The sequence below is a fragment of the Pseudomonas sp. RAC1 genome (assembly GCF_030658255.1).
GTDB lineage: Bacteria > Pseudomonadota > Gammaproteobacteria > Pseudomonadales > Pseudomonadaceae > Aquipseudomonas > Aquipseudomonas boreofloridensis.
Window position 1 is genome coordinate 26,686 of the sequence record NZ_JAUTXS020000032.1, and the last position, 24,757, is coordinate 51,442.

General features: G+C 62.6%; 23 protein-coding genes. 7 read left to right on the top strand and 16 right to left on the bottom strand.

The annotated features are described in order from the left end of the window. Positions 1–15 precede the first annotated feature (15 nt). From rnhB to rpsB, 15 genes are all read right to left on the bottom strand, one after another. The gene (gene rnhB, locus Q7C30_RS11595) at positions 16–639 is read right to left on the bottom strand and encodes a ribonuclease HII (protein WP_317871586.1); all 624 of its coding nucleotides are present in this window, start codon (positions 637–639) and stop codon (positions 16–18) included. A gap of 1 nt (position 640) precedes the next feature. Continuing rightward, entirely contained in the window at positions 641–1,768 is a 1,128-nt protein-coding gene (gene lpxB, locus Q7C30_RS11600) for a lipid-A-disaccharide synthase (RefSeq protein ID WP_317871587.1), read from the bottom strand. A gap of 1 nt (position 1,769) precedes the next feature. After that, positions 1,770–2,546 carry an acyl-ACP--UDP-N-acetylglucosamine O-acyltransferase gene (lpxA, locus tag Q7C30_RS11605; RefSeq protein WP_029613428.1) on the bottom strand — a complete coding sequence of 259 codons (777 nt, stop codon included), beginning with the start codon at positions 2,544–2,546 and terminating at the stop codon, positions 1,770–1,772. Further along, positions 2,543–2,983, bottom strand: coding sequence for a 3-hydroxyacyl-ACP dehydratase FabZ (gene fabZ, locus Q7C30_RS11610; protein WP_029613427.1), 441 nt, complete (start codon positions 2,981–2,983; stop codon positions 2,543–2,545). Before fabZ ends, lpxA begins: the two co-directional genes overlap by 4 nt. Positions 2,984–3,096: 113 nt before the next feature. Beyond that, positions 3,097–4,152 carry a UDP-3-O-(3-hydroxymyristoyl)glucosamine N-acyltransferase gene (gene lpxD, locus Q7C30_RS11615; protein ID WP_039579583.1) on the bottom strand — a complete coding sequence of 352 codons (1,056 nt, stop codon included), beginning with the start codon at positions 4,150–4,152 and terminating at the stop codon, positions 3,097–3,099. 1 nt (position 4,153) lies between these two features. Further along, positions 4,154–4,657, bottom strand: coding sequence for an OmpH family outer membrane protein (locus tag Q7C30_RS11620; protein WP_029613426.1), 504 nt, complete (start codon positions 4,655–4,657; stop codon positions 4,154–4,156). A 43-nt stretch (positions 4,658–4,700) separates the two neighbouring features. Next, entirely contained in the window at positions 4,701–7,049 is a 2,349-nt protein-coding gene (gene bamA / locus Q7C30_RS11625) for an outer membrane protein assembly factor BamA (RefSeq protein ID WP_029613425.1), read from the bottom strand. A 76-nt stretch (positions 7,050–7,125) separates the two neighbouring features. Then, positions 7,126–8,478, bottom strand: coding sequence for an RIP metalloprotease RseP (gene rseP, locus Q7C30_RS11630; protein ID WP_116888827.1), 1,353 nt, complete (start codon positions 8,476–8,478; stop codon positions 7,126–7,128). A 45-nt stretch (positions 8,479–8,523) separates the two neighbouring features. Then, positions 8,524–9,714: a 1-deoxy-D-xylulose-5-phosphate reductoisomerase gene (ispC, locus tag Q7C30_RS11635; protein ID WP_317871588.1), complete on the bottom strand. Its 1,191-nt coding sequence runs from the start codon at positions 9,712–9,714 to the stop codon at positions 8,524–8,526. Beyond that, entirely contained in the window at positions 9,711–10,526 is an 816-nt protein-coding gene (locus Q7C30_RS11640; RefSeq protein WP_317871589.1) for a phosphatidate cytidylyltransferase, read from the bottom strand. The genes ispC and Q7C30_RS11640 overlap by 4 nt, the downstream gene beginning before the upstream one ends. Next, a complete protein-coding gene (gene uppS, locus Q7C30_RS11645; protein ID WP_029613421.1) occupies positions 10,526–11,281 on the bottom strand; it encodes a polyprenyl diphosphate synthase in 756 nt (251 codons plus the stop codon). The genes Q7C30_RS11640 and uppS overlap by 1 nt, the downstream gene beginning before the upstream one ends. Before the next feature lie 15 nt (positions 11,282–11,296). Continuing rightward, positions 11,297–11,854, bottom strand: coding sequence for a ribosome recycling factor (gene frr / locus Q7C30_RS11650; RefSeq protein ID WP_029613420.1), 558 nt, complete (start codon positions 11,852–11,854; stop codon positions 11,297–11,299). Continuing rightward, positions 11,851–12,594 (bottom strand): UMP kinase, encoded by a 744-nt coding sequence (gene pyrH / locus Q7C30_RS11655; protein WP_029613419.1) that lies wholly within the window; start codon positions 12,592–12,594, stop codon positions 11,851–11,853. Before pyrH ends, frr begins: the two co-directional genes overlap by 4 nt. A 178-nt stretch (positions 12,595–12,772) precedes the next feature. Continuing rightward, a complete protein-coding gene (gene tsf, locus Q7C30_RS11660) occupies positions 12,773–13,636 on the bottom strand; it encodes a translation elongation factor Ts (RefSeq protein WP_029613418.1) in 864 nt (287 codons plus the stop codon). 186 nt (positions 13,637–13,822) lie between these two features. After that, on the bottom strand, positions 13,823–14,560 hold the full coding sequence (gene rpsB / locus Q7C30_RS11665; RefSeq protein ID WP_039579597.1) for a 30S ribosomal protein S2: 738 nt from the start codon (positions 14,558–14,560) through the stop codon (positions 13,823–13,825). A gap of 408 nt (positions 14,561–14,968) precedes the next feature. Here rpsB and map point away from each other — a divergent pair, with 408 nt between their 5' ends. From map to dapC, 3 genes are read left to right on the top strand one after another with little or no spacing between them, the layout of a single operon-like run. After that, positions 14,969–15,751, top strand: coding sequence for a type I methionyl aminopeptidase (gene map / locus Q7C30_RS11670; RefSeq protein ID WP_029613416.1), 783 nt, complete (start codon positions 14,969–14,971; stop codon positions 15,749–15,751). 23 nt (positions 15,752–15,774) lie between these two features. Further along, positions 15,775–18,474, top strand: a complete 2,700-nt coding sequence (locus tag Q7C30_RS11675; RefSeq protein WP_039579599.1) for a [protein-PII] uridylyltransferase — start codon at positions 15,775–15,777, stop codon at positions 18,472–18,474. Positions 18,475–18,495: 21 nt separating this feature from the next. After that, positions 18,496–19,695, top strand: a complete 1,200-nt coding sequence (gene dapC / locus Q7C30_RS11680; protein ID WP_317871590.1) for a succinyldiaminopimelate transaminase — start codon at positions 18,496–18,498, stop codon at positions 19,693–19,695. A 9-nt stretch (positions 19,696–19,704) separates the two neighbouring features. On the opposite strand, the gene Q7C30_RS11685 is transcribed toward dapC, so the two are convergent. Further along, the gene (locus tag Q7C30_RS11685) at positions 19,705–21,351 is read right to left on the bottom strand and encodes a Na+/H+ antiporter (RefSeq protein WP_317871591.1); all 1,647 of its coding nucleotides are present in this window, start codon (positions 21,349–21,351) and stop codon (positions 19,705–19,707) included. Positions 21,352–21,621: 270 nt separating this feature from the next. On the opposite strand from Q7C30_RS11685, the gene Q7C30_RS11690 reads away from it, so the two are divergent. From Q7C30_RS11690 to Q7C30_RS11705, 4 genes are all read left to right on the top strand, one after another. After that, a complete protein-coding gene (locus Q7C30_RS11690; protein ID WP_039579606.1) occupies positions 21,622–21,969 on the top strand; it encodes an ArsC family reductase in 348 nt (115 codons plus the stop codon). Positions 21,970–22,004: 35 nt separating this feature from the next. Next, entirely contained in the window at positions 22,005–23,039 is a 1,035-nt protein-coding gene (gene dapD, locus Q7C30_RS11695; protein ID WP_039579608.1) for a 2,3,4,5-tetrahydropyridine-2,6-dicarboxylate N-succinyltransferase, read from the top strand. 96 nt (positions 23,040–23,135) lie between these two features. After that, entirely contained in the window at positions 23,136–24,341 is a 1,206-nt protein-coding gene (locus Q7C30_RS11700; protein WP_317871592.1) for a cysteine desulfurase, read from the top strand. Beyond that, the gene (locus tag Q7C30_RS11705; protein ID WP_317871593.1) at positions 24,338–24,748 is read left to right on the top strand and encodes a SufE family protein; all 411 of its coding nucleotides are present in this window, start codon (positions 24,338–24,340) and stop codon (positions 24,746–24,748) included. Before Q7C30_RS11700 ends, Q7C30_RS11705 begins: the two co-directional genes overlap by 4 nt. Positions 24,749–24,757 lie beyond the last annotated feature (9 nt).

Sequence of the window (24,757 nt, forward strand, 5' to 3'; positions counted from 1 at the left end):
GCGCGGCGGGAGCGGTTAGATCAACGAAGAGATGCGCCCGACCCGCGCCTCATAGGCGGCACGAACCGGCGCGAAGGAACGCCGATGAATCGGCGTCGGGCCCAGCCGCGCCAAGGCTTCGAGATGTACTGGCGTTGGGTAACCCTTGTGTCCGCCGATGCCGTATCCCGGATAGATCAGCTCGAACGCGCTCATTTCGCGATCACGGGTAACCTTGGCCAGGATCGACGCGGCGGCGATGCCCGGCACTTGCGAATCGCCCTTGACCACCGGCGAGGCAGGCACGGCCAGCTGCGGACAGCGGTTGCCGTCGATCAACGCCAGTTTCGGCTGAATGCTCAGTCCTTCGACGGCACGCTGCATGGCCAGCATCGTGGCATGCAGGATGTTCAGTCGATCGATTTCTTCGACACTGGCGCGAGCGATACAGAAGGCCAGCGCCTTTTCGCAGATTTCCTCGAACAGCGCCTCGCGGCGTGCTTCGGTCAGTTTCTTGGAGTCGTTCAAGCCGAGAATCGGCCGATTCGGATCGAGGATCACCGCGGCAGTGACCACGTCACCGCACAGCGGACCCCGACCCACTTCGTCGACACCGGCAACGAGTTCCTCGACCAGCTTGAAATCCAGTCCCATCTGCATATCAGTGCTTCCCGAGCAAGGCCAGCACGGCCTCGGCAGCCTGGTTGGAGGCGTCGCGGCGTAAGGTGCGGTGGATCCGGTCGAAACTGTCGGTCTGCTCGCCACCCTCGCGCACCAGCGGTGCCAAGGTCGTGGCAAGGGCCTCAGGCGTGGCGGCGTCCTGCAACAACTCAGGCACCAACAGGCGCTGGGCGAGCAGGTTGGGCAAGGACACGTAGGGGCTGCGAACCATTCGCTTGAGAATCCAGAACGTCAACGGTGCCAAGCGATAGGCCACCACCATCGGACGCTTGTACAACAAGGCTTCAAGGGTGGCCGTGCCGGAAGCGATCAGCACCGCATCACACGCCGCCAGCGCCAGGTGAGACTGACCGTCGAGCAGCGTCAGTGGCAGATCGCGGCCTTGCAGCATCTGCTCGAGCTGCGCACGGCGTGCCGGGTTGGCACAGGGAGAGACGAAGTGCACTCCAGGAATCAATTGCTGCAAGCGCTTGGCCGTGTCCAGGAACACCTCACCCAAGCGTCCGACCTCACCACCGCGACTGCCCGGCATCAGTGCCACCAGCGGTCCATCGCCAAACCCCAGAGACGCGCGCGCAGCACTGCGATCGGCTTGCAGGGGAATAGTGTCGGCCAGCGGATGACCCACGAAGCGTACAGGCACGCCTTGCTCTTCGTAGAACTTCGCCTCGAAGGGCAGCAGGGTGAGCATCAGGTCGCAGCCTTCGCGGATCTTGAACACCCGCTTCTGCCGCCAAGCCCAGACGGAGGGACTGACGTAATGCACGGTCTTGATCCCGGCCTGACGCAGCTTCAATTCGATGGTGAGGGTGAAGTCCGGTGCGTCGATGCCGATGAACACGTCGGGCTTCTCGCCGATCAGCGTCTGGATCAGGTCCTTGCGGCGCTTGAGCAGTTCGCGCAAACGTCCCAGCACCTCGACCAGACCCATCACCGACAGTCGCTCCATGGGGAAGTAAGACTGCAGCCCTTCGGCCTCCATCAGAGGACCACCGACGCCAATGAACCGGACGTCGGGGTGACGTGCCTTGAGCGCACGCATCAGACCCGAGCCTAGGATGTCGCCGCTGGCCTCACCGGCGACCAGCGCTACGCAAAGTGAGGCCATGTCAGCGCGTGATGCCGCGGGCGGAACTGAGGATCGACTGACGGAACAACTCGACTTCAGGATTCAGAGCCGCCAACTCATCCAGTTCCTTGACTGCGTCCTCCACCGTCAAGCCCTGACGGTAAACGATCTTGTAGGCGCGTCGCAGGTTCTGGATCACGTCATCGCTGAAACCACGACGGCGCATGCCTTCGAAGTTCATGCTGCGCGCTTCGGCCGGGCTGCCGAACACCGTGACGAATGCCGGCACATCCTTGCCAATGGCCGTGCCCATGCCGGAAAAGGCGTGGGCGCCGATGTGGCAATACTGATGCACCAGGGTATAGCCAGACAGGATCGCCCAGTCACCTACATGCACATGGCCGGCCAGCGCCGTGTTATTGACCAGGATGCAGTGATTGCCGATCACGCTGTCGTGGCCGATATGGGCATAGGCCATGATCAGGTTGTGGTCACCCAGCGTAGTCTCGAAGCGGTCCTGAACGGTTCCACGGTGAATGGTGACGCCTTCGCGGATCACATTGTGATCACCGATCACCAGACGGGTAGGCTCGCCCTTGTACTTGAGGTCCGGGGTGTCTTCACCGATGGAACTGAACTGGTAGATGCGGTTGTGCCGGCCGATTCGGGTCGGCCCCTTGAGCACTACGTGCGGGCCGATGACGGTGCCCTCCCCGATTTCGACATCAGGGCCTACGATCGACCAGGGGCCAATCTCGACACCGTCAGCCACCTTGGCCGACGGATCGATGATCGCCCGCGGATCAATCGAACTCATAGGGAGCGTTCCGCACAGGTGATCTGGGCCGAGCAGACCGGCTTGCCGTCGACCAGAGCGCGGCACTCGAACTTCCAGATCATGCTTTTACGGCTGAGGAACGTGGCTTCGAGTACCAACTGATCGCCAGGCAGCACCGGCTGGCGGAAGCGCAGTTTGTCGGAGCCGACGAAGTAATAGAGCGTGCCATCGGCAGGCTTCGCATCGAGCATCTTGAACCCGAGAATCCCGGCTGCCTGGGCCATCGCTTCGATGATCAGCACGCCAGGCATGATCGGATGCGCCGGGAAGTGACCGTTGAAGAACGGTTCATTGATGCTGACATTCTTGTAGGCACGAATGCTCTGGGCCTCGAAGTCCAGGTCCGTGACCCGGTCCACCAGCAGGAACGGATAACGGTGAGGCAGGTATTCGCGAATCTCGTTGATGTCCATCATTTCGGGGGGAAGCCTGTAATAAGAATAGGGAGCGCAGGTGCTGACCACACGCTCCTTTTGCAGTCCAAAGAGGAGCCAGCGAGCGACTGTTCACTCTTGCTCAGGAAATGGTATCAGCCTTCTGATGCCGGCTGGCCACCTGAGGTCACGGTGTCGACACGTTTTTCCAGTTGCTGCAACCGTTTGGACATGTCGTCAAGCTGCCGAATCCGCGCAGCGCTCTTGCGCCATTCGGCCAGAGGCTGCATGGCGGTGCCGGAAGAATAGCCACCGGGCTCGGTAATCGAGCGGGTCACCATGGTCATGCCGGAGACGAAGACGTTGTCGCAGACATCGATGTGACCGACCATCCCGACGCCACCTGCGATCATGCAGTGCTTGCCGATCCGGGTGCTGCCTGAAATACCGACACAGGCAGCCATCGCGGTGTGGTCACCAACCTGCACGTTGTGAGCGATCTGGATCTGGTTGTCGAGCTTGACCCCATTGCCGATGCGCGTATCGGACAGCGCCCCTCGGTCCACCGCAGTATTGACACCGATTTCTACATCGTCGCCGAGCGTGACACCACCAATCTGCGCGATCTTTTGCCAGATGCCTTTCTCAGTGGCGAAACCGAAGCCTTCACCGCCAATCACTGCGCCGGACTGAATCACGACGCGCTTGCCGATGGTCACATCGTGGTACAGCGTGACCCGCGGCGCCAACCAGCCGCCCTCACCGATAACGCAACGAGCACCTACGAAACAGTGGGCACCGATGGTGACGTTCGCCGCGATGCGTGCGCCACTCTCGATCACCGCGAACGCGCCGACGCTGGCACTTTCATCCACCTGTGCATCCTCTGCCACCACGGCGCTAGGATGTATACCTGCCACAGCCTTGGGCTTCGGATCGAACAGGTGGGAGATGCGCGCGTAAGCCAGATAGGGATCAGGCACGATCACTGCGTTGCCGGTGAAGCCCTCGGCATCCTCGGCCGTGATCAACACAGCCGCCGCCTGACTCTCGTCGAGGAATTTGCGGTACTGACGATTAGCCAGGAAGCTCAACTGCCCGGGCCCGGCTTCCTGCAAGGTCGCCAGACCGGTGATCGCAAGCGACTCGGGGCCACTGAGTGTGGCCCCGAGGGTGTCGGCCAACTGGCCGAGCGTGATGGTCAGGGTCATATCAACGCGCTTGATTCATGCGCTCGATAACCTGGCGGGTGATGTCGTACTGAGGTTTGACATCGATTACCGCGCCACGCTCGAGCACCAGGTCGAAACCGCCTTTCTTGATGACTTCTTCCACAGCGCCATCGAGCTTGGGCTTGAGCTGCTTGAGCATGTCGCGGTCAGCAACGGCCTTGGCTTCGTTCAGTTCCTTGGACTGGAACTGGAAGTCGCGAGCCTTCTGCTTGAATTCAAGCTCCAGGCGCTCACGCTCGGGCTGCTGCATCTTGTCGCCGCCCTTGATCAAGCGGTCTTGAATGCCTTTGGCGCTGCTTTCGAGGGTCTTGAGCTGGTTGAGCTGTGGACCAAACTTTTTCTCGGCGTCAACGGCGTACTTCTTAGCCGCATCGGACTCGAGCAGCGCCATCTGGTAGTTCAGAACGGCAACCTTCATTTCGGCGAAAGCCGGGGTGGCGACCAGCGCCGCGGCCACTACGGCCAGTTGAGTCAACTTACGCACGATGCACTCCTGGATAAACCGTTGTCGTTAAGCAAGGGCCTGCTTAGAAAGTCTGGCCCAGAGAGAATTGGAATACCTGGGTTTCGGCGTTGTCCGGCTTCTTGACCGGCATCGCCAGGCTGAAACTCAGCGGGCCCAGCGCGGTGATCCAGGTTACCCCCAGGCCCACCGAGCTTGCCATGTCCGAGAAGCCGACCTTGGCGCAGTCCGGTTTGGAGCCACAATTGGTGTCGAAGACGTTACCCACATCCCAGAATACCGAGGTGCGCAGCGAGCGCTGATCCTTGACGAACGGCAGCGGGAACAGCAACTCGACACCGCCCTGCACCAGGACGTTACCACCGAAGGCCAACGGATCCTGATCGGGATCACGAATGGTGCCAGGGTTTCGACCCGAGCTAGGCGTGCTTCGTGGCCCAAGGGTGTTGTCTTTGAAGCCACGCACGGAGTTGAAACCACCCGCGTAGTAGTTCTCGTAGAACGGTAGACCCGAAGTGCCACCAAATCCATCGCCATAACCCAGCTCGGTGTGCAGACGCAGGGTGTAGTCATTGCTCAGAGGCTTGAACACCTGGCCGCGGTAGTCGAGCTTGTAGAACGACAGATCGCTGCCCGGAACGGTGGTTTCCAACGTCAGGCTTTGAGAGTGACCACGGGTCGCCAGGACACCTTTGTTCAGGGTGGATTCGGACCAGCCGATCGACGCCTTGAAGTTCAGGAAGCTATCGCCTTCCTTGTTGAGGAAGTCGAAGATCTCATCCACGGTATAGCGACCGGTTTTGATCTTGTCCTGCTGCACGGTCAGGCCGTAGGTCAGGCGCGAGGTTTCGCTGATCGGATACCCCAGGCTGACACCGGCACCCAGGCTGTCCACCGCATAGCTGGCCACGTCGACGTCGAGGTCGTCATAGTCGGTCTTGCGATAGAAGGCGTTGTAGCCCAGGCTCACGCCGTCTGGCGTGAAGTAGGGATCGACGAAACCGAAGTTGTAGCGGGTCTGGTACTGGCTGCGGGTCAAACCGATGGAGACCTTGTTACCGGTACCGAGGAAGTTGCTCTGGCTGATCGAGCCACCGAGAATCAAGCCGGCGCTCTGGGCGAAACCAACGCTGGCGGTGATCGAGCCGGACGCTTGCTCCTCGACCGCATAGTTGACGTCGACCTGGTCATCGGTGCCCGGCACAGGCGGAGTCTCGACGTTGACTTCCTTGAAGAAGCCCAGGCGCTCGAGACGGGTCTTGGACTGGTCGATGAGGTAAGTGGAGGCCCAGCCGCCCTCCATCTGACGCATCTCACGACGCAATACTTCGTCTTCGGTCTTGGTGTTGCCGCGGTAGTTGATGCGGTTGACGTAGGCACGCTTGCCCGGATCGACGACGAACATGATGTCGACGGTGTGATCCTGATCGTTGGGCTGCGGAACGCCATTGACGTTGGCGAAGGTGTAGCCTTCGTTACCCAGGCGTCGGGTAATCAGGTCGGACGTGGTGGTCATGACCTTGCGCGAGAACACCTGACCGGGCTGGACCAGCATCAGCGACTTGACCTGGTCTTCCGGCACCTTGAGGTCGCCGGACAGTTTCACGTCACGAACGGTGTACTTTTCACCTTCGTTGACGTTGACGGTGATGTAGACGTGCTTCTTGTCCGGCGTGATGGACACCTGAGTGGAGGCGATGTCCATGTTGATGTAGCCGCGGTCCAGGTAGTAGGAACGCAGGCGTTCCAGGTCACCGGACAATTTCTCGCGTGCATACTTGTCATCGTTCTTGAAGAACGACAGCCAGTTGGTGGTCTTCAACTCGAACAGTTGAGACAGCTCTTCATCGCCGAATACGGTGTTGCCCACCACGTTGATGTGCTGGATGGCAGCAACCGTACCTTCGTTGATCTTGATCTTCAGGCTGACGCGGTTGCGTGGCTGCGGCACCACTTCGGCGTCCACCTCAGCCGAGTAGCGACCCTGGGCCACGTACTGGCGCTGCAGCTCGTTACGAACGCCTTCGAGGGTCGCGCGCTGGAAGATCTCGCCTTCGGACAGACCGGACTGCTTGAGGCCTTTCATCAGGTCGTCGGTGCTGATCGCCTTGTTGCCTTCGATCTCGATGCTCGACACCGATGGGCGCTCGACCACGTTGATGATCAGGACATTGCCATCGCGATCCAGTTGAATGTCCTGGAAGAACCCGGTCTTGAACAGGGAACGGGTGGACTCCACCAAGCGCCGGTCATCGACCTGGTCGCCCACATTCAACGGCAACGCGCCGAACACACTGCCGGCGGAAACCCGCTGCAGGCCGTTGACACGAATATCGGAGATGGTGAAGGACTCGGCGTGAACTTCAGCGATCATCAGTGCGGAGAGCACCGCAGTTAGCAGCAGACGTTTCATGAAGTCCTTTTATTCCAACTGGCAATAAACAACCCGCCACCGCAGTACGGCGGCAGGTTCGCAATAGAGCGAAGCGTTAAAGTCGACCCAGATCGTTGATCAGGGCGAGCAACATCACCCCTATGACCAAACTGATACCGATCTGGACCCCCCAACCTTGCACCCGATCGGAAAGCGGACGACCGCGCGCCCACTCAATCAGGTAAAACAGCAAATGCCCCCCATCCAGTACCGGGATGGGCAGCAGGTTCAGAACCCCCAGGCTTATGCTCAGGTAGGCCAGGAAATTCAGGAAATCCCCAACGCCCGACTGGGCTGAAGCGCCCGCCACTTTAGCAATGGTTATCGGTCCGCTCAAGTTTTTTACCGAGAGCTCGCCGAAGAGCATTTTCTTCAGCGATTCGAGGGTCAGGACACTCATGTTCCAGGTCCGCGACAAGCCCTCGCCGACCGCTTCGAGCGGTCCATAGCTGACCTCGCGGAGCATGTTTGCCGGCCACTCGCCACCTTTGACGCCCGCACCGAGGTAGCCTGCTGCCGCCTGGCCCTCGCCCTTGCTGGCAAGGGTCACCGGCAGCTCCAACTGCGCGCCGTCTCGCTCGAGGCGCACCTGAACCTGGGTCTTGGGATGGGCACGGACCCGGTCGACGACTTGCTGCCAGTCGCTCACGGCCGTCCCGTCCAGCGCCAGCAGCCGATCGCCGGTCTTCATGCCCGCCGCGGCTGCCGGCCCTTTCGGATCGATCTCGGCCAGCACCGGCGGCAATACCGGACGCCATGGGCGCAAACCCAGTGACTGGATCGGATCAGGCTCGTCGGCCCCTTTGAGCCAATGGTCCAGGCTGATCTCATGCTGACGCTCGAGCGTGGCGCCCTCATCGCGCACACCGACGCGCAAGCTTCCGCTCTCGCCGAGGCGCCGAACCAACTGCAAGTTGACTGCAGACCAACCGTTGGTCGGCTTGCCATCGATGGAAACAATTTCCTGCCCAGGCATCAGACCCGCTGACGCCGCCAGGCTGCCCGACTCCACCGCACCGATGACCGGACGCACCTGTTGACTGCCGAGCATGGCGACCAGCGAAAAGAACAGGATCGCCAGCAGGAAATTGGCGATCGGACCGGCAGCGACGATCGCGATACGCTGCCCCACCGGCTTGCGATTGAACGACTGCCCGAGCAGTGCAGGTGGAACGTCGCCTTCGCGTTCGTCGAGCATCTTGACGTAACCACCCAGCGGAATCGCCGCGACGACGAACTCAGTGCCGTGGCGATCATGCCAGCGCAGCAGCGGCGTGCCGAAGCCCACCGAAAAACGCAGCACTTTGACCCCGCACTTGCGCGCCACCCAGAAGTGGCCGAACTCATGAAACGTGACCAGTACACCCAACGCCACCAAGGTGCCGATGATCATGTAGAGCGCTGTCATATCCATCTCCGAATGCTGTTCAGCCGGGCTTTTGGCCGACAGGGGTCAGCGACCGTGGCGCCTCAACCATGCCTGGGCATGCTCCCGGGCACGCTGGTCGGCGGCGAACACAGCCTCCAGCGAAGCCAGCGCGACGACCGGCTCCTGCTCGAGGACCTGCTCGATCATACTCGCGATTTCCGGGAAGCGGATACGCCCCTGGAGGAATGCCTCCACCGCCACTTCGTTGGCCGCATTGAGCACGGCCGGAGCGCTATTGCCGGCTTCGGCTGCCGCACGCGCCAGTCGCAAACACGGGAAGCGCTGCTCGTCGGGCGCCTGGAAATCCAGGCGCGCTATCGCGAACAGGTCCAGCGGCGCGACACCCGAATCGATTCGCTGCGGCCAAGCCAGCGCATTGGCGATCGGGGTACGCATGTCAGGATTGCCCAACTGCGCCAGTACCGAGCCGTCGACGTAGTCGACCAGCGAATGAATGACGCTTTGCGGATGCACCACCACTTCCACAATCGAAGGGGCGGCATCGAACAGCCAGCACGCCTCGATCAGCTCGAGTCCCTTGTTCATCATGCTGGCCGAATCGACGGAAATCTTGCGCCCCATCGACCAATTGGGATGAGCACAAGCCTGCTCGGGCGTGACATCCCTCAACGCGGCCGCCGAGGTTTCGCGGAAGGGCCCGCCGGACGCCGTCAGCAGGATGCGACGCACCCCCACCTGCGCCAGACCTCGGGAATAATCCCCAGGCAGGCACTGAAAAATTGCGTTGTGCTCGCTGTCGATGGGGAGCAGCACGGCGCCGCTGTCGCGCACCGCTTGCATGAACAGCGCGCCGGACATCACCAGCGCTTCCTTGTTGGCCAGTAACACCTTCTTGCCGGCGCGCACGGCTGCCAGGGTGGGACGCAATCCCGCTGCACCGACGATGGCGGCCATTACCGCGTCCACTTCGCTGGCGCAGGCGACCTGACAGAGCCCAGCCTCTCCTTCCAGCACTTCGCAGTCGCAACCTGCCGCCGCCAGCCCGTCACGCAGGCGAGACGCGGAACGGGCATCGGGCACGACCGCATAGGCTGGACGGTGTCGCAGGCAGAGTGCCAGCAACTCGTCCAGACGCGAGTAGCCCGTCAAGGCGAACACTTGATAGCGGTCGGGATGACGGGCGATCACGTCCAGGGTGCTCAGGCCGATCGAACCGGTCGCCCCGAGTACGGTGATGCGCTGCACTTGGCTCACATCACACCCCATTCGGCCGCCCAGAGCAGCACGGCGAACATGGGAATCGCCGCCGTCAGGCTGTCGATACGGTCGAGCACGCCGCCATGCCCAGGCAGTAGATTACTGCTGTCCTTGATGCCTTCGCGGCGCTTGAACATGCTTTCAGTCAGATCCCCAACCACCGACGACATGACCACGATCAGCGCGCCGACCAGGCCGAGCAGAATCTGTCCTATGCCCCAGTCGCGCACCAGACCGACCACCAGCGTAATCAGCAGGCTCACCGCCATGCCGCCGTAGACACCTTCCCAGCTCTTGCCAGGACTCACCTGCGGCGCCAGCTTGCGCTTGCCGAAGGCACGCCCGGAGAAATAAGCGCCAATATCCGCCGCCCAGACCAGCACCATCACCGACAGGATCAAGCCGTTACCCAGCGGCCAGTGCTTGAGCAGCACCAAGCCTTGCCAGGCCGGCAGCAGCACCAGCAGGCCGATCAGCAGCCGGCAGGCGGCACTGCCCCACAGTTCGCTGCTGCGTGGATAGGTCAGCACCAGCCAGGTCGCCAACCCCCACCAGATCACCGAAGCGCCCAGCACCCAGGGCGCCAGGTCGGGCATGAGGTAGAGCAGCATCAGCGCCCCGGCGACCACGGTGGCGTAGGCCAGACGCAGCGGCTGGGCGGTCAGCCCGGCCAGACGTGCCCATTCCCAGGCGCCGACGGTGACCACGAAACCGATGAACAGCGCGAAGTCGGCGCCGCCGAGCAGGAAGAATCCGCCCAGCGCGACCGGCAGCAGGATCAGCGCGGTAATGATGCGTTGTTTAAGCATTAAGCACGGGCTCCAGCTTCGACCTGCTCGCTGGTCTTACCGAAGCGGCGCTGGCGCGAAGCGAAATCGGCCAGCGCGGTGCGCATGGCCTCGTGTTTGAAGTCCGGCCAGTAGAGGTCGGAGAAATACAGTTCGGCGTACGCCAACTGCCAAAGGAGGAAGTTGCTGATGCGGTGCTCGCCACCGGTGCGGATGCACAGGTCGGGCAGCGGCAAATCGCCGGTCGCCAGGCAGGTCTGCAACAACTCAGGGGTAATGTCATCGGCCCTCAGGTGGCCAGCCTGCACTTCGCGTGCGAGACGTTGAGCCGCCTGGGCGATATCCCATTGCCCGCCATAGTTGGCCGCGACCTGAAGAATGAAGCGGTCATTGCCGGCTGTCAGCGCCTCGGCTTCGCGCATTGCCGCCTGCAATTCCGGATGAAAACGCGAACGATCGCCGATGATGCGCAGGCTGATGTTGTTGTCGTTCAGGCGCTTGGCTTCGCGGCGCAAGGCCGAAAAGAACAGCTCCATCAACGCCCCCACTTCATCGGCCGGACGCTGCCAGTTCTCGCTGGAGAAGGCGAAGAGCGTGAGCACTTCGACCTTCGCCTCGGCACAGACCTCGATCACCGCACGTACCGCATCGACGCCCGCCTTGTGCCCGGCAACACCGGGCAACAGGCGCTTCTTCGCCCAGCGGTTATTGCCGTCCATGATGATCGCGACATGACGCGGCACCACAGACGGTGCCGCCAGCTTGGTCTTATCCATGAAAAAACCCCGGCCTCAGACGGCCATCAGGTCCTTTTCCTTGTCTTCCGTAGCCTTGGCGATCTGCGCCTCGAAATCCTTGATCAGCTTGTCGATGTCGGCGCTGGCGCGACGCTCTTCGTCCTCGCTGATCGCCTTGTCCTTGGACAGCTTCTTCAAGTCGCCCAGCGCATCACGACGAATGTTGCGCACTGCCACACGTGCATCTTCAGCGGCCGCTCGGGCCTGCTTGGTGAAGCCCTTGCGGGTCTCTTCGGTCAGCGGCGCCATCTTGACCAGCAGCAGCTCGCCCAGGTTGGTCGGGTTGAGGTTCAGACCGGCACTGCCGATAGCCTTGTCGATTGCGGCCAGCATGTTGCGCTCGAAAGGCACCACTTGCAGCGTCTGGTTGTCCTTGACGGTCACGTTCGCCACGCCGGTCAGCGGGGTATCGGTGCCATAGTAGGGCACCATCACGCTACCGAGTACGCTTGGATGCGCCTTGCCGGTACGGATCTGGCCAAAGGCATGGGCCAGCGACTCCAGCGACTTCTTCATCCGCTCCTGAGCGTCTTTCTTGATTTCGTTGATCATTTTTGAACTTCCTCGATCAGAGTTCCTTCAGCACCACCATGCACGATATTCAGCAGGGCGCCGGGCTTGTTCATATTGAAGACACGCAGCGGCATCTTGTGATCACGGCAAAGGCAGATTGCCGTCAGGTCCATCACGCCCAGCTTGCGATCCAGCACTTCATCGTAAGACAGATGATCGAACTTCTCGGCATGCGGGTCTTTGAATGGGTCTGCAGTGTATACGCCATCCACCTTGGTTGCCTTCAATACCACGTCGGCATCGATTTCGATGGCGCGCAGGCAAGCGGCGGAGTCGGTGGTGAAGAAGGGGTTGCCGGTGCCGGCGGCGAAGATCACCACTTCCTTGGCGTTCAAGTGGCGCATGGCCTTGCGACGATCATAATGATCGGTCACGCCCACCATGGAAATCGCCGACATGACGACGGCGGTGATGTTCGCCCGCTCCAAGGCATCGCGCATGGCCAGAGCGTTCATCACGGTAGCCAGCATGCCCATATGGTCGCCAGTCACTCGGTCCATGCCGGCAGCACTGAGGGCCGCACCACGGAACAGGTTGCCGCCACCGATCACCAGGCCGACTTGAACGCCGATGCCGACCAGCTGGCCGACTTCCAGCGCCATGCGATCCAGGACCTTGGGGTCGATCCCGAACTCTTCCGAGCCCATCAGGGCCTCGCCGCTAAGTTTGAGTAGAATGCGTTTATAGCGAGCCTGATGACCACTACCCTGCTGAGCCATTGCGAATCTCTCCTGCGGCGTTTGTAAAAAATCTGGCGGGCTGTATCAGCCTACGCGTAACTCTAACGTGACGCAGCGTATGCGTCAGCGAACAGCGGCCTGATAAACCGCGCGCGCTTTGACAAAGAGGCTGCGCGCGTGAGCGGGCAGCCTCTTCGGGGCGACAGACGGGGCTGTCTTACTGCTTGGCGGCAGCGACCTGGGCGGCAACTTCTTCAGCGAAGTTGTCGACCGGCTTCTCGATGCCTTCGCCGACTTTGAAGTAGGTGAAGGAAACGATTTCGGCGCCGGCTTTCTTGGCCAGATCACCGACCTTGACTTCCGGGTTCATGACGAACGCCTGCTCTTTCAGCGAGGCTTCTGCCTTGAACTTGGTGATACGGCCGTTGATCATGTTCTCGACGATGTTTTCCGGCTTGCCGGCGATCTTGTCGGCGTTGAGTTGCAGGAAGACACCCTTCTCGCGCTCGATGGCCTCGGCGGAGATTTCCGACGAATCCAGGAACTCGGGGTTCGAGGCTGCAACGTGCATGGCAATGTTCTTCGCCAGCTCAACGTCACCGCCTTTCAGAACGACGACAGCGCCGATCTTGTTGCCGTGCAGGTAAGCACCCACGACGTCACCTTCAACGCGCACCAGGCGACGGATGTTGACGTTTTCGCCACACTTGGCGACCAGGGCCTCACGAGCAGCCTCACGCGAAGCGATCAGCGGAGCAGCGTCGGTCAGTTTCTGAGCGAAGGCCTCTTCCAGGCTTTCGGCGACGAAGTGCTTGAAGTCGTCTTGCAGGGCCAGGAAGTCGGTCTGCGAGTTCACTTCCAGCAGAACGGCGGATTTACCGTCGGTCTTGACTGCGATGGCGCCTTCAGCGGCGACGTTGCCGGCTTTCTTGGCGGCCTTGATGGCGCCCGAGGCACGCATGTCGTCAATGGCTTTTTCGATGTCGCCGCCGGCCTTTTCCAGGGCCTTCTTGCAATCCATCATGCCTTCGCCGGTACGCTCGCGCAGTTCTTTGACCAGCGCTGCAGTAATTGCTGCCATTTCAAAATCCTCTTGGAAAGTTTTTCAACCATTCCACCCGTGCATCACGGGCGTTCTAAATCTGCAAATCCACTGTCTTCACACCTGCCCGGCACATGATGCGCCCGTCTGCTGACAGGAGGATTTCAGGTGGCAAAAAGGGGGCCAAGCCCCCTTTTCGCGTACCAAGTAGACGCTGGGCGTCAATTACTCGGCCGCTGGTGCCGCCGCTTCTTCAGCGTAGACTTCGGTGCCGCCAGCAACGTTGTTGCGGCCGCGGATGACAGCGTCAGCCATCGAAGTCATGTACAGCTCGATAGCGCGAATGGCGTCATCGTTACCTGGAATGATGTAGTCGACGCCTTCCGGGCTGCTGTTGGTATCGACGACGCCGATGACCGGGATGCCCAGCTTGTTGGCTTCGGTGATCGCGATGCGCTCGTGATCAACGTCGATGACGAACAGTGCGTCAGGCAGACCGCCCATGTCCTTGATGCCGCCCAGGCTGCGATCCAGTTTTTCCAGATCACGCGAACGCATCAGGGCTTCTTTCTTGGTCAGCTTGGCGAAGGTGCCATCGTCGGCCTGGGTTTCCAGGTCGCGCAGACGCTTGATCGAAGCACGGATGGTTTTGTAGTTGGTCAGCATGCCGCCCAACCAGCGGTGGTCGACATACGGCGAACCGCAGCGTGCTGCTTGCTCGGCGACCAGTTTGCCGGCCGAACGCTTGGTGCCGACGAACAGGATCTTGTTCTTGCCCTGGGCCAGGCGCTCGACGAACGACAGTGCGTCGTTGAACATCGGCAGGGTTTTTTCCAGGTTGATGATGTGGATCTTGTTGCGCGCGCCGAAAATGTACTTGCCCATTTTCGGGTTCCAGTAACGGGTCTGGTGGCCGAAGTGCACACCGGCCTTCAGCATATCGCGCATGTTGACTTGGGACATGATAGTTCCTTGATAAGTCGGGTTGGGCCTCCACGTATCCCAATGACCAACCCACGAATCCTGAGATCCCGGGCACCCAGGCCATCGTGTCGACACGTGTGTGGGTTAGAGCTGACGGGGACACCCCCGAAAGCGGCGCATGTTATACCACAGACTCCCACGGGTAGAAAGAGCCGCGAGCTACAAGCTGCAAGCTGCAAGCTACAAGCTGCAAGCTGCAAGCTGCAAGCTGCAAGCTGCAAGCTGCAAGCTGCAAGCTGCAAGACGAAGCGCCGGGGATGACTCACCTGCTTGCGGCTTGCGGCTTGCGGCTTGCGGCTTATCGCTGCCGCGTGCCGCTGGCGGCTCTGATAGAATGCCGGTTTTCCCGTTTTGTTGGGCGCCGCTCGGCGCCGTAGAGAGCCTGTCATGACCGTTACCATCAAAACCGCAGAAGACATCGAGAAGATGCGCATCGCCGGCCGCCTGGCCGCCGAAGTTCTGGAGATGATCGAAGAGCACGTCAAGCCCGGCGTGACCACCGAGGAACTCAATCGCCTCTGCCACGACTACATCGTCGATGTCCAGCAAGCGATCCCCGCTCCGCTCGACTACAAGGGCTTTCCCAAGTCGATCTGCACCTCGATCAACCATGTCGTCTGCCACGGCATTCCCAACGACAAGCCGCTCAAGAACGGCGATACGCTGAACATCGACGTGACCGTGATCAAAGACGGCTTCCACGGCGACACCAGCCGCATGTTCCATGTCGGCAGCGTCGCGCCCTGGGCCGAGCGGCTGTCCAAGGTCACCCAGGAATGCCTGTACAAAGCCATTGAACTGGTCAAGCCAGGCTGCCGCCTGGGCGACATCGGCGAAGTGATCCAGAAGCATGCGGAAAAGAACGGCTTCTCCGTGGTGCGCGAGTTCTGCGGTCACGGCATTGGCCGAGTGTTCCATGAAGAGCCGCAGATCGTGCACTACGGCAAGGCCGGCACGGGCATGGAGCTCAAGGAAGGCATGACCTTCACCATCGAGCCGATGATCAACCAAGGCAAAGCCGACACCAAGGTGCTGGGCGACGGCTGGACGGCGGTGACCAAGGACCACAAGCTCTCGGCACAGTGGGAGCACACCCTCGTGGTGACCGCCACAGGCTACGAAATCTTCACCCTGCGCAAAGACGACACCATCGCCCGAACCTCGGCGTAAATTCAATTCAGGAAGGCGACCCGATGCCCCAGGTGGATCCCGAGTTGTTCGATCGCGGCCAGTTCCAGGCGGAGCTGGCGCTCAAGGCAAGCCCCATCCCCGCCTTCAAGAAAGCCTTGCGCCAGGCCGGCGAGGTGTTCGACAGGCGCTTTCGCGAAGGCGCCGAGATTCGCCAACTGATCGAGGATCGCGCCTGGTTCGTCGACAACATCCTGCAGCAGGCCTGGAATCAGTTCGACTGGGGCAACCTGAACGGCATCGCCCTGGTGGCGGTGGGCGGCTATGGCCGCGGCGAACTGCACCCCTGGTCGGACATCGACCTGCTGATCCTGCTCGACTGTGCCGAGCACGAACAGTACCGCGATGCTATCGAGCGCTTCCTGACTCTGCTGTGGGACATCGGCCTGGAAGTCGGACAGAGCGTTCGCACGGTCGAGGAATGCGCCGAACAGGCGCAAGCGGACCTGACGGTGATCACCAACCTGATGGAAAGTCGCACCGTGGCCGGCCCTGAATCCCTCCGTCAGCGCATGCTGGAAGTCACCAGTACCGCGCACATGTGGCCGAGCAAGGCGTTCTTCCTGGCCAAGCGCGCCGAACTTCAGGCCCGGCACCACAAATACAACGACACCGAATATAACCTCGAGCCCAACGTCAAAGGCTCGCCCGGCGGTCTGCGCGATATCCAGACCGTGCTCTGGGTCGCGCGCCGTCAATACGGCACGCTCAACCTCAACGCCCTGGCCGGCGAAGGCTTCCTGCTGGAAAGCGAGAACGAACTGCTGGCCTCCTCCCAGGCCTTTCTCTGGCGCGTGCGCTATGCCTTGCACATGCTCGCCGGGCGCGCCGAGGATCGCCTGCTGTTCGACCACCAGCGCAGCATCGCCACGCTGCTCGGCTATGGCGACGACAACCCCAAGCGCGCCATCGAGCAGTTCATGCAGCAGTACTACCGGGTGGTGATGAGCATCAGCCAGCTGTGCGACCTGATCATCCAGCACTTCGAGGAAGTGATCCTGGCCGATGACAGCGGTAGCACTCAGCCGCTCAATGCGCGCTTTCGCGTGCACGATGGCTATATAGAAGCGGTCAGCCCCAACGTGTTCAAGCGCACGCCCTTCGCCATGCTCGAAGTGTTCGTGCTGATGGCCCAGCACCCGGAAATAAAAGGCGTTCGCGCCGATACCGTGCGCTTGCTGCGCGAGCATCGTCATCTGATCGACGACAAGTTCCGCCACGACATCCGCAACACCAGCCTGTTCATCGAGCTGTTCAAGTGCGAGATCGGCATCCACCGCAACCTGCGCCGCATGAACCGCTACGGCATCCTTGGCCGCTACCTGCCGGAGTTCGGCCTGATCGTCGGGCAGATGCAGCACGACCTGTTCCACATCTATACGGTCGATGCGCACACGCTCAACCTGATCAAGCACCTGCGCAAGCTGCAGTACACCCCGGTGTCGGAGAAATTCCCGCTGGCCAGCAAGCTCATGGGGCGCCTGCCCAAGCCTGAGCTGATCTACCTGGCAGGCCTCTACCACGACATCGGCAAGGGCCGTCAGGGCGATCACTCCGAGCTTGGCGCCGTCGACGCCCAAGCCTTCTGCGAACGCCATCAGTTGCCGGCGTGGGACTCCAGACTGATCGTCTGGCTGGTGCAGAACCACTTGGTGATGTCCACCACCGCCCAGCGCAAGGACCTCTCCGACCCTCAGGTCATCCACGATTTCGCCTTGCACGTGGGCGACGAAACGCGCCTGGACTACCTCTACGTGCTCACCGTGGCCGACATCAACGCCACCAACCCGAGCCTGTGGAACTCCTGGCGCGCCAGCCTGCTGCGCCAGCTCTACACCGAGACCAAGCGGGCGCTGCGCCGAGGCCTGGAAAACCCGCTGGACCGCGAAGAGCAGATCCGGCAAACCCAGAGCGCCGCGCTGGACATCCTGATTCGCGAGGGCACCGACCCGGATGACGTGGAACAGCTCTGGTCGCAACTGGGCGATGACTACTTCCTCAAGCACACCGCCGCCGACGTGGCCTGGCACAGCGATGCGATCCTGCAGCAGCCGGCCGACGGTGGCCCGTTGGTGCTGATCAAGGAAACCACCCAGCGCGAATTCGAAGGGGGCACGCAGATCTTCATCTACGCCCCCGACCAGCATGATTTCTTCGCCGTGACCGTGGCAGCGATGGCCCAGCTCAACCTGAACATCCACGATGCGCGCATCATCACCTCCAGCAGCCAGTTCACCCTCGATACCTACATCGTGCTCGACAATGACGGGGGCTCGATCGGCGACAACCCGCAGCGGGTCAAGCAGATCCGCGAAGGGCTGACCGAAGCCCTGCGCAACCCCGAGGACTATCCGACCATCATCCAGCGTCGCGTGCCGCGCCAGCTCAAGCACTTCAACTTCGCTCCGCAGGTGACCATCCACAACGACGCCCAGCGGCCGGTGACCATCCTCGAGATCATCGCCCCGGACCGCCCCGGTCTGCTGGCGCGCCTGGGGCGAATCTTCCTGGAGTTCGACCTGTCGCTGCAGAACGCCAAGATCGCCACACTCGGCGAGCGCGTGGAAGACGTGTTCTTCATCACCGACGCCGACAACCAGCCCTTGTCCGACCCGCACCTGTGCAGCCGCCTGCAGGAAGCCATCGTCCAGCAGTTGCAGGCCGGCCAGACCCACGATAGCAGCGCCACCCGCGTGACCTTCTGACGATTACGAGACCTTGCGCCGATGAACCATGCCTTGACCCAGCTTCAGCCCTACCCCTTCGAAAAGCTGCGCGCCCTGCTGGGCAGCGTGAAGCCTGCGGCGGACAAACGCGCCATCGCCCTGTCGATCGGTGAGCCGAAGCACGAATCCCCGGCGTTCGTCGCCAAGGCCCTGGCCGACAACCTTGACAAGCTCGCGGTCTACCCCAGCACCCTGGGCCTGCCCGCCCTACGCCAGGCCATCGGCCAATGGTGCGAGCGGCGCTTCGGCGTACCGGCTGGCTGGCTGGACGCCGAGCGGCACATCCTGCCGGTCAACGGCACCCGCGAAGCACTGTTCGCCTTCACCCAGGCGGTGGTGAACCGGGCTGACGACGGCCTGGTGGTCAGCCCCAACCCCTTCTATCAGATCTACGAAGGCGCAGCGTTGCTGGCCGGAGCCACCCCGCACTACTTGCCGTGCCTGGAAAGCAACGGGTTCAACCCGGACTTCGGCGCCGTGCCAGCCGAGGTGTGGCAGCGTTGCCAGATCCTGTTCCTGTGCTCGCCGGGCAACCCGACCGGCGCACTGGTGCCGATGGACACCCTCAAGCAGTTGATCGCGCTGGCCGACGAGCATGACTTCGTGATCGCCGCCGACGAATGCTACAGCGAGCTGTACTTCGACGAAGAGGCGCCGCCACCGGGTCTGCTCAGCGCCTGCGCGGAGTTGGGTCGCAACGACTTCAAGCGTTGCGTGGTGTTCCACAGCCTGTCCAAGCGCTCCAACCTGCCAGGGCTGCGCTCAGGCTTCGTGGCGGGCGACGCCGAGATCATCAAGCCCTTCCTGCTGTACCGGACCTACCATGGCTGCGCCATGCCGGTGCAGACCCAACTGGCCAGCATCGCCGCCTGGCAGGACGAAGCCCATGTGCGTGCCAACCGCGACCAGTACCGCGCCAAGTACGAAGCGGTGCTGCAGATTCTGCAGCCGGTGATGAATGTCCAGCGCCCCGATGGCAGCTTCTACCTGTGGGCCAAGGTGCCGGGCTGCGATGCCGACTTCACCCGCGACCTGTTCCAGGCCGAGCACGTGACCGTAGTGCCGGGCTCCTATCTGTCCCGTGACGTGGACGGCGTCAATCCTGGAGCCGGGCGCGTGCGCATGGCGCTGGTGGCACCGCTGGCCGAGTGCATCGAGGCGGCGCAGCGGATCCGCGCGTTTCTCCAGGCTCGCGGCTGAAATGCTGCGCTAGCGCACCGTTCCCAGATTCGCCTCACTCATGTCCAGCTCGCCCAGCACCTGACGCACCACTTCATCGCCGACCAGGTGCTGGCGATGCAGGCTGTAAAGCTCCAGGCGCTGAGCGCGCAACGCGCGCAGGCGCAGGCGACGCTCCAGCAGGTCCATCTGCTCGGCCAGGGCGCGGGCTTCGGCCGTGTCACTGTAGCTTTTCAACTGGTCGCGGTACTCGGCCATCAGCCGTGCCTTGAGCTCGACGGCCTGGGTGGCCAGGGCCGCGTCCTGCTCGGCACCGGCGTCCACCACATCCTCGGCCTCCAGCGCATGCACAGCGGCCTCGGCGGTGCGTCGCCACGCCTCCTTCACCTCCTCATGCAGGCGCTCGTCGGGGCTCAGCGTGACACCGCGCAACAGCAGCGGCAGCGCGATGCAGGCACTGACCAGCGACAGCAAGATCACGCCGGCGGCAATGAAGATCAGCAGGTCGCGCTCGGGGAAAGGCTGGCCGGCACTGATCAGCAGCGGCACCGACATGACACCGGCCAGGGTCACCGCACCGCGCACGCCGCCGAGGGTCAACAGCCAGCAGGAGCGTGCACTGGGCACCATCACCAATGCCGGCTTGCCACGCCAGCGCCGCACCGCGCCGATGGCGCGCCAGACGCTCTGCACCCAGATGTAACGCAGCAGCACCAGCGCCACGAAGATCGCCACCACGTCCAGGCAACGCCAGGCCAAGGTCAGCCACAGCGACGTCTCGTGGCTGACGACCGCCTTGATGATGTCCGGCAGTTGCAAGCCCAGCAGCAGGAAGATCAAGCCATTGAAGGCGAATTCCAGCAGCGACCAGACACTGCGGTTGAGCAAGCGTGTACTGGTCTGGCGCGGCAGCAGGTCGAGCCAGCTCTGCATCATGCCCGCCGCCACCGCCGACAGAATACCCGACACGCCCAGGCGCTCGGCCAGCACATAGGCGGCGAAGGGCAACAGCAGCATGAACACCACGTGGGTCGCCGGATCGTCCCAGCCACGGGCGATCATCCAGGCGCGCAAGCGCCCCACCAGCCAGCTCAGCGCAACGCCCGCCGCCAGCCCGCCTATGGCCACCAGGACGAAGCTCAGGCTGGCGTCAGCCAGGGAAAACACGCCGGTGATGGCCGCCGCCAGGGCGAACTTGAAGGTCACCAGGCCCGAAGCGTCGTTCATCAAGGCCTCGCCCTGGAGCATGTGCATCAGCGGCTTGGGCAGACGGTCCTGGGTGATCGCCGAGACGGCCACGGCGTCGGTGGGCGACAGCACGGCGGCCAGGGCGAAGGCCACAGGCAAGGGAATGCTCGGCAGGATCCAGTGAATGAAGTAGCCCGCGCCCACCACGGTGAACAGCACCAGCCCGACCGCCAGCCCCACCACCGGCCCGCGCAGGCGCCACAGCTCGCGCTTGGGCATGCGCCAGCCGTCGGCGAACAGCAGCGGGGGCAGGAACAGAAACAGGAACAGCTCGGGATCGAGGGCCACATGCAGGCCCAGGGTCGGCCAGGCCAGCAGCGCTCCGGCGCCGATCTGCACCAACGGCAGCGGCAGCGGCAACAGGCGCCCGAGCAACTTGGAAACGCTCACCAGCATCAGCAGGATGAGGACGGTATAGGCTGATTGCATCGCAAGGTTTCCTGACTGCAGGGTGAAGAACTGACCAACGGATCGGCCATGGCCGATGTTACCGGCTCGCGGCCAGCGCTGCCGCTGAACGATGGTCGCAGGCGCATGGCGCGCTCTGGCCCCTGCTACTCGACCGGGCATGACATAAAGGGTTCCAAAGCACAGGGCAGCCAGCCGTGGCGCCCTCGGCATCGATCCCGCATAATCGCCCCACCCATTCTTCGAGGAGTATAGGGTCGGCTCGGCCAGCGCCGACGGCCCAGGCATTCAATGGCATACACTCTCTACGGCATCAAAGCCTGCGACACCATGAAGAAGGCTCGTACCTGGCTTGACGAACAGGCCATCGACTACGCCTTCCACGACTACAAGACCCAAGGCATCGACCGTGACAGCCTCGAGCGCTGGTGCGACGAGCATGGCTGGCAGGTCGTGCTCAACCGCGCTGGCACCACCTTCCGCAAACTCGACGACGCCAGCAAGGCCGATCTGGATCAGGCCAAGGCCGTCCAGCTGATGCTGGCGCAACCGTCGATGATCAAGCGTCCGGTGCTCGATCTGGGCGAGCGCACGCTGGTCGGCTTCAAGCCGGACCAGTACGCCGCAGCCCTCACCTGAATTCGCTCCATACCCTTTTCGTACGAGGTAATTGCATGTCCACCACTTTGTTCAGCCTGGCCTTCGGTGTCGGCACCCAGAACCGCCAGGGCACCTGGCTGGAAGTCTTCTACGCACAGCCATTGGTCGCACCGAGCGCCGAACTGGTCGCCGCCATCAGCCCGATCCTCGGCTACGAGGGTGGCAACCAGGCCATCGCCTTCAGCCCGGCCCAGGCCGCGCAACTGGCTGACGCCGTAAAAAGCGTGGACGCCAACCAGCATGCACTGCTGACCCGCCTGGCCGAAAGCCACAAGCCGCTGGTGGCGACGCTGATCGCCGAAGACGCCGCGCTCACCTCCACCCCCGAGGCGTACCTCAAGCTGCACCTGCTGTCGCATCGCCTGGTCAAGCCGCATGGCGTTTCCCTGGCCGGCATCTTCCCGCTGCTGCCGAACGTCGCCTGGACCAACCTGGGCGCCATCGACCTGAGCGAACTGGCCGAGCAGCAACTCGAAGCACGCCTGAAAGGCGAACTGCTGGAAGTCATCTCGGTGGACAAGTTCCCGAAGATGACCGACTACGTGGTGCCGAGCGGCGTGCGCATCGCCGACACCGCCCGCGTGCGCCTGGGCGCCTACATTGGCGAAGGCACCACCATCATGCACGAAGGCTTCGTCAATTTTAACGCCGGCACCGAAGGCCCAGGCATGATCGAAGGCCGCGTGTCGGCCGGTGTGTTCGTCGGCAAGGGCTCGGACCTGGGCGGCGGCTGCTCGACCATGGGCACCCTCTCCGGCGGCGGCAACATCGTCATCAAGGTCGGCGAAGGCTGCCTGATCGGCGCCAACGCCGGCATCGGTATCCCGCTGGGCGACCGCAACACCGTCGAAGCCGGCCTGTACATCACCGCAGGCACCAAAGTGAACCTGCTGGATGAACACAACGAGCTGGTCAAGGTGGTCAAGGCCCGTGACCTGGCTGGGCAAACCGACCTGCTGTTCCGCCGCAACTCGCTCAACGGCGCCGTGGAGTGCAAAACCCACAAGTCGGCGATCGAGCTGAACGAGGCACTGCACGCACACAACTGAGTGGCAGGCCGCGCGCCCACCCCCAGCGGTTCGAAGTGCTAAGATCGGGTCTGGCAATTACTGTCAGACCCGATTTTCATTCCAGGCCCCGCACTCATGTTCCAGCCCTCCCCCTGGCGTGCTGATTTTCCCGCCATCGCCGCCCTGCAACGCCAGCACCAGACCTATCTGGACAGCGCTGCCACCACGCAAAAGCCCCAGGCGCTGCTCGACGCCATGAGCCACTACTACACCCAGGGCGCCGCCAACGTTCATCGTGCCCAACACCTGCCCGGGGCCCTGGCGACCCAGGCGTTCGAGTCCAGCCGGGCCAAGGTCGCTGCCTGGCTCAATACGGGCGATGCCGGGCAGATCATCTTCACCCACGGCGCCACCTCCGCGCTCAATCTGCTGGCCTACGGTCTGGAGCATGGCCTGCAGCCGGGTGACGAAATCGCCGTCAGTGCACTGGAACACCACGCCAACCTGCTGCCCTGGCAGCAACTGGCGCAGCGTCGCAACCTGCGTTTGGTGGTCCTGCCGCTGGACGCCCAAGGCCAGATCGACCTGAACCAGGCACTGCAACTGATCGGCCCGCGCACCCGCCTGCTCGCGGTCAGCCAGTTGTCCAACGTACTCGGTACCTGGCAACCGCTGCCGGCTCTGTTGGCACATGCCCGCGCCCAAGGTGCGTTGAGCGTGGTCGACGGCGCTCAAGGGGTGGTCCACGGCCGTCACGACGTCCAGCAGCTGGACTGCGATTTCTACGTATTCTCCAGCCACAAGCTCTATGGCCCCGATGGCGTCGGCGTGCTCTACGGCCGCACCGAGGCCTTGCGCCAAGTACGTCATTGGCAATTCGGCGGTGAGATGGTTCAGGTGGCCGACTACGACCAGGCCAGTTTCCGCCCGGCGCCACTGGGCTTCGAAGCCGGCACCCCGCCGATCGCCGGGGTGATCGGGCTGGGCGCGTCCCTCGATTACCTTTGCACTCTCGACCCCGCCGCAGTGGCCGCCCATGAAGGCCTGCTGCACCGGCACCTGCTGCGCGGCCTGACCGAGCGCGACGGTGTCCGCCTGCTGGCCAGCCCGCAGGTCGCCCTGGCGAGTTTCGTCGTGGAGGGCGTGCATAACGCCGATATCGCCCACCTGCTCACCGAACAAGGTATCGCCGTGCGTGCCGGGCATCACTGCGCCATGCCGCTGTTGAAAAGCATGGGACTGGAAGGCGCGATTCGGGTGTCACTGGCGCTGTACAACGACAGCGACGACCTGCAGCGCTTCTTCGACGCCCTCGATCAAAGCCTGGAGTTGCTGCGATGAGTCTGCCGCAACAAGCCCATGAGGCACTCGAAACGTTCAACCGCTGCCAAGGCTGGGAGCAGCGTGCCAGGCTGCTGATGCAGTGGGGCGATCGGCTGCAACCCTTGGACGATGAGCACAAGGTCGAGGCCAACCGCGTGCATGGCTGCGAAAGCCGGGTGTGGCTGGTGGCCGAGCGCGTCGACGACCGCTGGCAATTCAAGGCCAGCAGCGACGCCCGCCTGTTGCGCGGTCTGCTGGCCTTGCTGCTGGCGCGCGTACAAGGCCTTGGCAACCACGCGCTGGCCGACGTGGACCTGCGCGCGTGGTTCACCCAACTGGGCCTGGAACGCCAACTGTCGCCCTCGCGCAGCAACGGGCTGCATGCCGTGTTGCAGCGCATGGCCGAACTGAGCGCCCACGCCTGAGGCGCACTA

Excerpts from the sequence above, each read along its gene's own strand:
- tsf (WP_029613418.1), bottom strand. The coding sequence starts at position 13,636 with ATGGCAGCAATTACTGCAGCGCTGGTCAAAGAACTGCGCGAGCGTACC.
- Q7C30_RS11685 (WP_317871591.1), bottom strand. The coding sequence starts at position 21,351 with ATGCAATCAGCCTATACCGTCCTCATCCTGCTGATGCTGGTGAGCGTT.
- Q7C30_RS11640 (WP_317871589.1), bottom strand. The coding sequence starts at position 10,526 with ATGCTTAAACAACGCATCATTACCGCGCTGATCCTGCTGCCGGTCGCG.
- lpxA (WP_029613428.1), bottom strand. The coding sequence starts at position 2,546 with ATGAGTTCGATTGATCCGCGGGCGATCATCGATCCGTCGGCCAAGGTG.
- frr (WP_029613420.1), bottom strand. The coding sequence starts at position 11,854 with ATGATCAACGAAATCAAGAAAGACGCTCAGGAGCGGATGAAGAAGTCG.
- Q7C30_RS11675 (WP_039579599.1), top strand. The coding sequence starts at position 15,775 with ATGCCCCAGGTGGATCCCGAGTTGTTCGATCGCGGCCAGTTCCAGGCG.
- pyrH (WP_029613419.1), bottom strand. The coding sequence starts at position 12,594 with ATGGCTCAGCAGGGTAGTGGTCATCAGGCTCGCTATAAACGCATTCTA.
- uppS (WP_029613421.1), bottom strand. The coding sequence starts at position 11,281 with ATGGATAAGACCAAGCTGGCGGCACCGTCTGTGGTGCCGCGTCATGTC.
- fabZ (WP_029613427.1), bottom strand. The coding sequence starts at position 2,983 with ATGATGGACATCAACGAGATTCGCGAATACCTGCCTCACCGTTATCCG.
- rpsB (WP_039579597.1), bottom strand. The coding sequence starts at position 14,560 with ATGTCCCAAGTCAACATGCGCGATATGCTGAAGGCCGGTGTGCACTTC.
- Q7C30_RS11705 (WP_317871593.1), top strand. The coding sequence starts at position 24,338 with ATGAGTCTGCCGCAACAAGCCCATGAGGCACTCGAAACGTTCAACCGC.
- lpxB (WP_317871587.1), bottom strand. The coding sequence starts at position 1,768 with ATGGCCTCACTTTGCGTAGCGCTGGTCGCCGGTGAGGCCAGCGGCGAC.
- lpxD (WP_039579583.1), bottom strand. The coding sequence starts at position 4,152 with ATGACCCTGACCATCACGCTCGGCCAGTTGGCCGACACCCTCGGGGCC.
- dapD (WP_039579608.1), top strand. The coding sequence starts at position 22,005 with ATGTCCACCACTTTGTTCAGCCTGGCCTTCGGTGTCGGCACCCAGAAC.
- bamA (WP_029613425.1), bottom strand. The coding sequence starts at position 7,049 with ATGAAACGTCTGCTGCTAACTGCGGTGCTCTCCGCACTGATGATCGCT.
- rseP (WP_116888827.1), bottom strand. The coding sequence starts at position 8,478 with ATGACAGCGCTCTACATGATCATCGGCACCTTGGTGGCGTTGGGTGTA.
- Q7C30_RS11700 (WP_317871592.1), top strand. The coding sequence starts at position 23,136 with ATGTTCCAGCCCTCCCCCTGGCGTGCTGATTTTCCCGCCATCGCCGCC.
- dapC (WP_317871590.1), top strand. The coding sequence starts at position 18,496 with ATGAACCATGCCTTGACCCAGCTTCAGCCCTACCCCTTCGAAAAGCTG.
- rnhB (WP_317871586.1), bottom strand. The coding sequence starts at position 639 with ATGCAGATGGGACTGGATTTCAAGCTGGTCGAGGAACTCGTTGCCGGT.
- Q7C30_RS11690 (WP_039579606.1), top strand. The coding sequence starts at position 21,622 with ATGGCATACACTCTCTACGGCATCAAAGCCTGCGACACCATGAAGAAG.
- map (WP_029613416.1), top strand. The coding sequence starts at position 14,969 with ATGACCGTTACCATCAAAACCGCAGAAGACATCGAGAAGATGCGCATC.